The organism is Streptomyces sp. WG5, from assembly GCF_049974565.1.
Lineage (GTDB): Bacteria > Actinomycetota > Actinomycetes > Streptomycetales > Streptomycetaceae > Streptomyces.
In genome coordinates, this window is the sequence record NZ_JBNGGC010000018.1 from 98,743 (window position 1) to 106,948 (window position 8,206).

Annotated in this window: 5 protein-coding genes; 1 reads left to right on the top strand and 4 read right to left on the bottom strand. The window is 69.7% G+C overall.

Annotated features, from left to right (window positions below; genetic code table 11):
* Positions 1–48 precede the first annotated feature (48 nt).
* Positions 49–2,061: a DNA helicase RecQ gene (gene recQ / locus ACP4IX_RS20620; protein WP_426556350.1), complete on the bottom strand. Its 2,013-nt coding sequence runs from the start codon at positions 2,059–2,061 to the stop codon at positions 49–51.
* Between the two features lie 260 nt (positions 2,062–2,321).
* Between recQ and ACP4IX_RS20625 the strand changes: the two genes are divergently transcribed.
* Positions 2,322–2,921 (top strand): Uma2 family endonuclease, encoded by a 600-nt coding sequence (locus ACP4IX_RS20625; protein ID WP_426556301.1) that lies wholly within the window; start codon positions 2,322–2,324, stop codon positions 2,919–2,921.
* 74 nt (positions 2,922–2,995) lie between these two features.
* Here ACP4IX_RS20625 and nuoN read toward each other — a convergent pair whose 3' ends face one another.
* From nuoN to nuoL, 3 genes are read right to left on the bottom strand one after another with little or no spacing between them, the layout of a single operon-like run.
* Positions 2,996–4,648, bottom strand: coding sequence for an NADH-quinone oxidoreductase subunit NuoN (nuoN, locus tag ACP4IX_RS20630; RefSeq protein WP_426556302.1), 1,653 nt, complete (start codon positions 4,646–4,648; stop codon positions 2,996–2,998).
* On the bottom strand, positions 4,645–6,216 hold the full coding sequence (locus tag ACP4IX_RS20635; RefSeq protein WP_426522305.1) for an NADH-quinone oxidoreductase subunit M: 1,572 nt from the start codon (positions 6,214–6,216) through the stop codon (positions 4,645–4,647). The genes nuoN and ACP4IX_RS20635 overlap by 4 nt, the downstream gene beginning before the upstream one ends.
* Before the next feature lie 5 nt (positions 6,217–6,221).
* Positions 6,222–8,195: an NADH-quinone oxidoreductase subunit L gene (gene nuoL, locus ACP4IX_RS20640; protein WP_426556303.1), complete on the bottom strand. Its 1,974-nt coding sequence runs from the start codon at positions 8,193–8,195 to the stop codon at positions 6,222–6,224.
* Between the last annotated feature and the right edge of the window lie 11 nt (positions 8,196–8,206).

Below are 8,206 nucleotides of genomic sequence, written 5' to 3' on the forward strand. Positions count from 1 at the left end.
CGCGGGACGCCCGACGGGCGCGGCTCGCCCTGGCCTTCAGCAGACCCCCTATATCCACTCGTCGGGCTCGGGCTCCGGCTCCGGCTCCGCCTCGGGCCAGGCGTCCGTGTCGTCCGTGCCGGGGCGGGGGGCGGCCGGCGGACGCCCCGGGGCAGGCGCCGCCGCCGGTCCCTCCAGTCCCGCCAGCACCTCCAGTACGCCCTCCCCGTACGTCGCCAGCTTCTTCTCACCGACCCCGCTGATGCCTCCGAGCTGCCCGATCGATGTGGGCCAGGCGGTGGCGATCTCCCGGAGCGTGGCGTCGTGGAAGATGACGTACGCCGGAACGCCGTGCTCGCGGGCCTGCTCCGCACGCCAGGCCCGCAGCGCCTCGAAGGCGGGGAGCAGTGCGTCGGGCAGTTCGGCCACGGCGGCCTTGGACTTGCGGTCCCCGCGTCCACCGCTCGCCGACCGGGCCGCGGCCGGCTTCTTGGGCTCCTTCCGCAGCGGCACCTCCCGCTCCCGCCGCAGTACCGCCCCGCTGTTCTCGGTCAGCACCAACGTGCCGTACTCGCCCTCGACCGCGAGCAGCCCCTGGGCCAGCATCTGCCGGGCGACGCCACGCCACTCGCCCTCGGTCAGCTCCTCGCCGATGCCGAACACGGAGAGCTGGTCGTGGTCGAACTGGATCACCTTGGCGGTGCGCTTGCCCAGCAGGATGTCGATGATCTGTCCCGCGCCGAACTTCTGCCCGCGCTCCCGCTTCAGCCGCACCACCGTCGACAGCACCTTCTGTGCCGGGACCGTGCCGTCCCAGGTCTCCGGCGGGGTGAGACAGGTGTCGCAGTTGCCGCAGCCGGCCGGGTCCGGGTCCTGCCCGAAGTAGGCGAGGAGCTGGCCGCGGCGGCACTGGGCGGTCTCGCACAGGGCGAGCATCGCGTCCAGGTGGGACTGGGCCCGGCGGCGGAACACCTCGTCACCCTCACCGGACTGGATCAGCTTGCGCTGCTGTATGACGTCGTTGAGGCCGTACGCCATCCAGGCCGTCGACGGCAGCCCGTCACGCCCGGCGCGCCCGGTCTCCTGGTAGTAACCCTCCACCGACTTGGGCAGGTCCAGGTGGGCGACGAACCGCACGTCCGGCTTGTCGATGCCCATGCCGAAGGCGATGGTCGCCACGACCACCAGGCCGTCCTCCCGCAGGAACCTCGACTGGTGGGCCGCGCGGGTGCCCGCGTCGAGGCCCGCGTGGTACGGCACCGCCTCGACTCCGTTGCGCGACAGGAACTCGGCGGTCTTCTCGACGGAGTTGCGCGACAGGCAGTACACGATGCCCGCGTCCCCGGGGTGCTCCTCGCGCAGGAAGCTCAGCAGCTGCTTCTTCGGGTCGGACTTCGGCACGACCCGGTACTGGATGTTGGGCCGGTCGAAGCTCGCCACGAAGTGCCGCGCCGTCGGCATGTTCAGCCGCTCGGTGATCTCGCGGTGCGTCGCGTGCGTGGCCGTCGCCGTGAGCGCCAGGCGGGGCACGTCCGGCCAGCGCTCACCGAGCAGCGACAGGGCGAGGTAGTCGGGCCGGAAGTCGTGGCCCCACTGGGAGACGCAGTGCGCCTCGTCGATCGCGAAGAGGGAGATCTTGCCCCGGGAGAGCAGGTCGAGGGTGCCCTCCAGACGCAGCCGCTCCGGCGCCAGGTACAGCAGGTCCAGTTCGCCGGCGAGGAACTCGGCCTCCACCACCCGCCGCTCGTCGAAGTCCTGCGTGGAGTTCATGAACCCGGCGCGCACACCGAGCGCCCGCAGCGCGTCCACCTGGTCCTGCATCAGCGCGATCAGCGGCGAGACCACGATGCCCGTGCCGGGCCGGACCAGGGACGGGATCTGGTAGCACAGCGACTTGCCGCCACCGGTCGGCATGAGCACGACGGCGTCGCCGCCCGCGATCACGTGGTCGACGACCGCCTCCTGCTCGCCGCGGAAGGCCTCGTACCCGAAGACCCGGTTCAGCGTGGCCAGCGCCTCGCTGTCCACGTCCCTCGCCTGTACTGCCTCTGCCATCTCGCCGATCACGCCCGTCCCGCCCATCGCCTCGTCCCCCGTACGTCCTGCCTCGCCCGTCCGGGCCTTCTGGTCCCGTCCTGTCCGTCCGGTCCGCCCTGTCCCGACCACTGCCTCAACGATAGGGGGCCGCGCCGACAGCCCCGGAGTTATCCACAGGCCGCACACCGTAGCGATCGTCACCCGCGTCAAGGACACGACAGTCGTTCACACGTTCGCGGGAGACCCGTCCGTTTCCGGCGGATAGTCTGATTGCACCCGCGAGACTCCGTCCCATGGGAGCACTGATGAGCGTCGCACCGAAGGCGTCCACGCCCGACTGGCCGATCCCGCCGGAGGGCGGCTGGACCGCGGACGACCTGGACCGGCTTCCGAACCTGCCTCCGCACACGGAGCTGATCGACGGGAGCCTCGTGTTCGTGAGTCCGCAGACCGCTTTTCATGAACGAGCTGTCGACTTCTTCAAGTGGCAGTTGCAGTCGCTGGCCCCTGCCGAGTTCGAGGTCTTCCGTGAGTTCACGATCGACATCGACGCGCAGAACAGGCCGGAGCCGGACGTCATTCTGTTGCGGGCCGATGCCTGGACTGAGTCGGCTCAGACCCGGTTTCCGTCATCGGCCGTCACGCTGGCGGTCGAGGTGGTCTCCACCGACTCGGTCTCACGAGACCGCGAGACCAAGCCTCTGAAGTACGCCAGGGCGAAGATCCCGCACTATTGGCGCGTCGAGAGCGAGAAGGGGCTTGCGGTGGTGCACGCCTTCGAGCTTGAGCCCGCAGTCAAGGCCTACACCAGCGTCGGCATCTTCCGCGAGCGCATGAAGGTGAGCGCGCCCTTCCCGATGGACCTGGACCTGACCGCCATCAAGGCCCGCCCCAGCGCCGAGTAGCCCCCGCACACACGGCAGCGGCCCGGCCTCCCCGAGAGGAGCCGGGCCGCTGCCACAGAGGCGCGAGCGCCGCGTCAGCGCACGAACACCCCCGCCTGCCCCGCCAGGTCCAGGAAGTACTGCGGCGCCACGCCCAGTACCACCGTGACCGCCACACCCACACCGATCGCCGTCATCGTCAGCGGCGACGGCACCGCGACGGTCGGGCCCTCCGGCCGCGGCTCACTGAAGAACATCAGGACGATCACGCGGATGTAGAAGAACGCCGCGATCGCCGACGAGAGCACACCGATCACGACCAGCGGGGCCGCGCCGCCCTCCGCCGCCGCCTTGAACACGGCGAACTTGCCCGAGAACCCGGAGGTCAGCGGGATGCCCGCGAAGGCCAGCAGGAACACCGCGAACACGGCCGCCACCAGCGGCGACCTGCGCCCGAGCCCGGCCCACTTCGACAGGTGCGTCGCCTCGCCGCCCGCGTCGCGCACCAGCGTGACGACCGCGAAGGCGCCGATCGTGACGAAGGAGTACGCGGCCAGGTAGAAGAGGACGGACGAGACGCCGTCCGGCGTGGTCGCGATGACACCGGCGAGGATGAAGCCCGCGTGCGCGATCGACGAGTACGCCAGCAGCCGCTTGATGTCGGTCTGCGTGATCGCGACGATCGCGCCGGCCAGCATGGTGACGATCGCCACGCCCCACATCACCGGCCGCCAGTCCCAGCGCAGGCCGGGCAGGACGACGTAGAGGATGCGGAGCAGCGCGCCGAAGGCCGCCACCTTGGTCGCCGCCGCCATGAAGCCGGTCACCGGTGTCGGCGCGCCCTGGTACACGTCCGGCGTCCACATGTGGAACGGCACCGCGCCCACCTTGAACAGCAGGCCCATGACGATCAGCGCGGACCCGACGAGCAGCAGCGCGTCGTTGCCCATGGTGTCGGCGAGCGCCGGGGTGACGTTCTGCACGGTGCCGTCGACGACCTGCGCGATCGTGCCGTACGACATGGAGCCCGCGTAGCCGTAGAGCAGGGCGATGCCGAACAGGGTGAACGCGGAGGCGAACGCGCCGAGCAGGAAGTACTTGACCGCCGCCTCCTGCGACATCAGCCGCTTGCGGCGGGCCAGCGCGCACAGCAGGTACAGCGGGAGGGAGAAGACCTCCAGGGCCACGAACAGCGTCAGCAGGTCGTTGGCCGCCGGAAAGACCAGCATGCCGGCGACGGCGAAGAGCAGCAGCGGGAACACCTCGGTGGTGGTGAACCCCGCCTTCACCGCCTTCTGCTCGCTCTCGCTGCCCGGCACGGACGCGGCCTGCGCGGCGAAGGAGTCGACGCGGTTGCCGTGCGCCTCCGGGTCGAGGCGCCGCTCGGCGAAGGTGAACAGTCCGACCAGACTCGCCAGCAGGATCGTGCCCTGCAGGAACAGGGCCGGTCCGTCGACGGCGATGGCGCCCATCGCCGCGATGCCCGCCTTGGTCGTGCCGTATCCGCCCGCCGCGAGCGCGACGACCGCGGCGAAGGCGGCGACGAGCGCGACGGCGGACACGAAGGTCTGCACGTAGTAGCGGGACCTGCGCGGCACGAAGGCCTCGATCACGATCCCGATGATCGCCGCGCCGATGACGATGAGGACGGGCGACAGCTGCCCGTACTCGATCTTCGGCGCGTCGATCTTCGCGATCGGATCGGCAGCCGCCGTTGTCCACAGGCTGTGGACGGCTGTTGCGCTCACTTGGCCGCCTCCACCTCAGGCTCGGGGTCCTTCTTCTGTACGTCGGACATGGTCTGCTCCACCGCGGGGTTGACGATGTCCGTGAGGGGCTTCGGGTAGACGCCCAGGAAGATCAGCAGCGCCACCAGCGGCGCCACGACCACCAGCTCACGCACCCGCAGGTCGGGCATCGCCGACACCTCCGGCTTCACCGGGCCCGTCATCGTCCGCTGGTAGAGGACGAGGGTGTAGAGCGCGGCGAGAACGATGCCGAAGGTGGCGATGATGCCGATCACCGGATAGCGCGTGAACGTCCCGACCAGGACCAGGAACTCACTGACGAAGGGCGCGAGACCCGGTAGCGACAGGGTCGCCAGGCCGCCGATCAGGAAGGTGCCGGCGAGCACCGGGGCGACCTTCTGCACTCCGCCGTAGTCGGCGATGAGCCGCGAGCCGCGCCGCGAGATCAGGAAACCGGCGATCAGCATCAGGACGGCGGTCGAGATCCCGTGGTTGACCATGTACAGGGTCGCGCCGGACTGGCCCTGGCTGGTCATCGCGAAGATGCCCATGATGATGAAACCGAAGTGGGAGATCGACGCGTAGGCGATCAGCCGCTTGATGTCGCGCTGGCCGACCGCGAGCAGCGCCCCGTAGATGATGCTGATGACCGCCAGGACGAGAACGACGGGCGTCGCCCACTTGCTCGCCTCCGGGAACAGCTGGAGGCAGAAGCGGAGCATCGCGAAGGTCCCGACCTTGTCGACGACCGCCGTGATGAGCACGGCGGTCGGGGCGGTCGACTCCTGCATGGCGTTGGGCAGCCAGGTGTGCAGCGGCCACAGCGGCGCCTTCACCGCGAAGGCGAAGAAGAAGCCGAGGAACAGCCACCGCTCCGTGCTGGTCGCCATGTCCAGTTCGCCGCTCGCCCGGGCCTCGGCGATCTCGGTGAGCGAGAAGTTCCCGGCGACCACGTACAGCCCGATCACCGCGGCCAGCATGATCAGACCGCCGGCCAGGTTGTAAAGGAGGAACTTCACGGCGGCGTACGACCGCTGCGTCGCCGCCGTCTTCTCACCGTGCTCGTGGGCCCGGTCCCCGAAGCCGCCGATGAGGAAGTACATCGGGATCAGCATGGCTTCGAAGAAGATGTAGAAGAGGAAGACGTCGGTGGCCTCGAAGGAGATGATGACCATCGCCTCGACGGCCAGGATCAGGGCGAAGAAGCCCTGCGTCGGCCGCCACCGGCTGCTGCCGGTCTCCAGGGGATCGGCGTCGTGCCACCCCGCGAGGATGATGAACGGGATCAGCAGGGCGGTCAGCGCGATCAGCGCCACCGCGATGCCGTCCACGCCCAGCTCGTACCGGACGCCGAACTCCGCGATCCAGGAGTGGGACTCGGTGAGCTGGTAGCGGTCGCCGTCGGGGTCGAAACGGATGAGGACCGCGATCGCCAGCGCGAGCGTGGCCAGCGAGACCAGCAGCGCCAGCCACTTGGCAGCGGTGCGTTTCGCGGCCGGCACCGCGGCCGTGGCGATCGCCCCGACGGCCGGAAGGGCCGCCGTGACTGTGAGCAGGGGAAAGGACATCGGTATCAGACCGCCCTCATCAGCAGGGTCGCGGCGACGAGGACCGCCGCACCGCCGAACATCGAGACCGCGTAACTGCGCGCGAACCCGTTCTGCAGCTTGCGCATCCGCCCGGACAGACCGCCGACCGAGGCCGCCGTCCCGTTGACGACCCCGTCGACCAGGCTGTGGTCGACGTAGACCAGGGAGCGCGTGAGGTGCTCGCCGCCGCGCACCAGGACGACGTGGTTGAAGTCGTCCTGGAGCAGGTCGCGCCGGGCGGCCCGGGTGAGCAGCGACCCGCGCGGGGCGACGGCCGGGACCGGACGGCGGCCGTACTGCGCCCAGGCGACCGCCACGCCGATCACCATCACGGCGACCGTGGAGATGGTGACCGTCAGGGCGCTGATCGGGGCGTGGCCGTGGTCGTGTCCGGTGATGGGCTCCAGCCAGTGCACGAAGCGGTCGCCGATGCTGAAGAACGCGCCGCCGAACACCGAACCGACGGCCAGCACGATCATCGGGATCGTCATGATCTTCGGCGACTCGTGCGGGTGGGGCGGCGTGTACGCGCCGCGTGTCTCGGCCGCGGGCTCCACGTCGGACTTCGCGGGCGACGGCGTCGGGACGTTGCGCCAGCGCTCCTCGCCGAAGAACGTCATCAGCATCACGCGCGTCATGTAGTACGCCGTGAGGGCCGCGCCCAGCAGGGCGCAGGCGCCGAGGATCCAGCCCTCGGTGCCGCCCTTGGCGAACGCCGACTCGATGATCTTGTCCTTGGAGAAGAAGCCGGACAGCCCCGGGAAGCCGATGATGGCGAGATAGCCGAGGCCGAAGGTGACGAACGTGACCGGCATGTATCTCCGCAGCCCGCCGTAGCGGCGCATGTCGACCTCGTCGTTCATGCCGTGCATGACCGAGCCCGCGCCGAGGAACAGCCCGGCCTTGAAGAAGCCGTGCGTCACCAGGTGCATGATCGCGAAGACGTAGCCGATGGGACCGAGGCCGGCGGCCAGCACCATGTAGCCGATCTGCGACATGGTCGAGCCGGCCAGTGCCTTCTTGATGTCGTCCTTGGCGCAACCGACGATCGCACCGAACAGCAGCGTGACCGCGCCGACGATGGTGACCACCAGCTGCGCGTCGGGCGCGCCGTTGAAGATGGCGCCGGAACGGACGATCAGGTACACGCCCGCCGTCACCATGGTCGCGGCGTGGATGAGGGCCGAGACCGGGGTCGGGCCCTCCATCGCGTCCCCGAGCCAGGACTGCAGCGGCACCTGGGCGGACTTGCCGCAGGCGGCGAGCAGCAGCATCAGCGCGATCGCGGTGAGCTTGCCCTCGTCGGCTCCGCCTGCGAGTCCGGCCTCCCCGTGGCCGCCGAGCACCGGCCCGAAGGCGAAGGTGCCGAACCACAGGAACATCAGCATGATCGCGATGGACAGGCCCATGTCGCCGACGCGGTTGACCAGGAAGGCCTTCTTCGCCGCGGTGGCGGCGCTGGGCTTGTGCTGCCAGAAGCCGATCAGCAGGTAGGAGGCGAGGCCGACGCCCTCCCAGCCGACGTACAGCAGCAGGTAGTTGTCGGCGAGGACCAGCAGCAGCATCGCCGCGAGGAACAGGTTCAGGTAGCCGAAGAAGCGGCGGCGGCGTTCGTCGTGCTCCATGTACGCGACCGAGTACAGGTGGATGAGCGAGCCGACGCCGGTGATCAGCAGGACGAACGTCATCGACAACTGGTCGAGCCGGAAGGCGACGTCGGCCTGGAAGCCCTCCACCGGGATCCAGCTGAACAGGTGCTGGGTCAGGGTGCGGTCCTCGGCGCCGCTGCCGAGCATGTCGGTGAAGAGGACGACACCGATCACGAAGGAGGCCGCCGCGAGCAGCGTGCCGATCCAGTGGCCGACGGCGTCCAGCCGGCGCCCGCCGCACAGCAGGACCACCGCTCCGAGCAGGGGCGCCGCCACCAGCAGCGCAATCAGATTCTCTGCGTTAGTCACGGTTCTAGCGA

Excerpts from the sequence above, each read along its gene's own strand:
- ACP4IX_RS20625 (WP_426556301.1), top strand. The coding sequence starts at position 2,322 with ATGAGCGTCGCACCGAAGGCGTCCACGCCCGACTGGCCGATCCCGCCG.
- recQ (WP_426556350.1), bottom strand. The coding sequence starts at position 2,061 with ATGGGCGGGACGGGCGTGATCGGCGAGATGGCAGAGGCAGTACAGGCG.
- ACP4IX_RS20635 (WP_426522305.1), bottom strand. The coding sequence starts at position 6,216 with ATGTCCTTTCCCCTGCTCACAGTCACGGCGGCCCTTCCGGCCGTCGGG.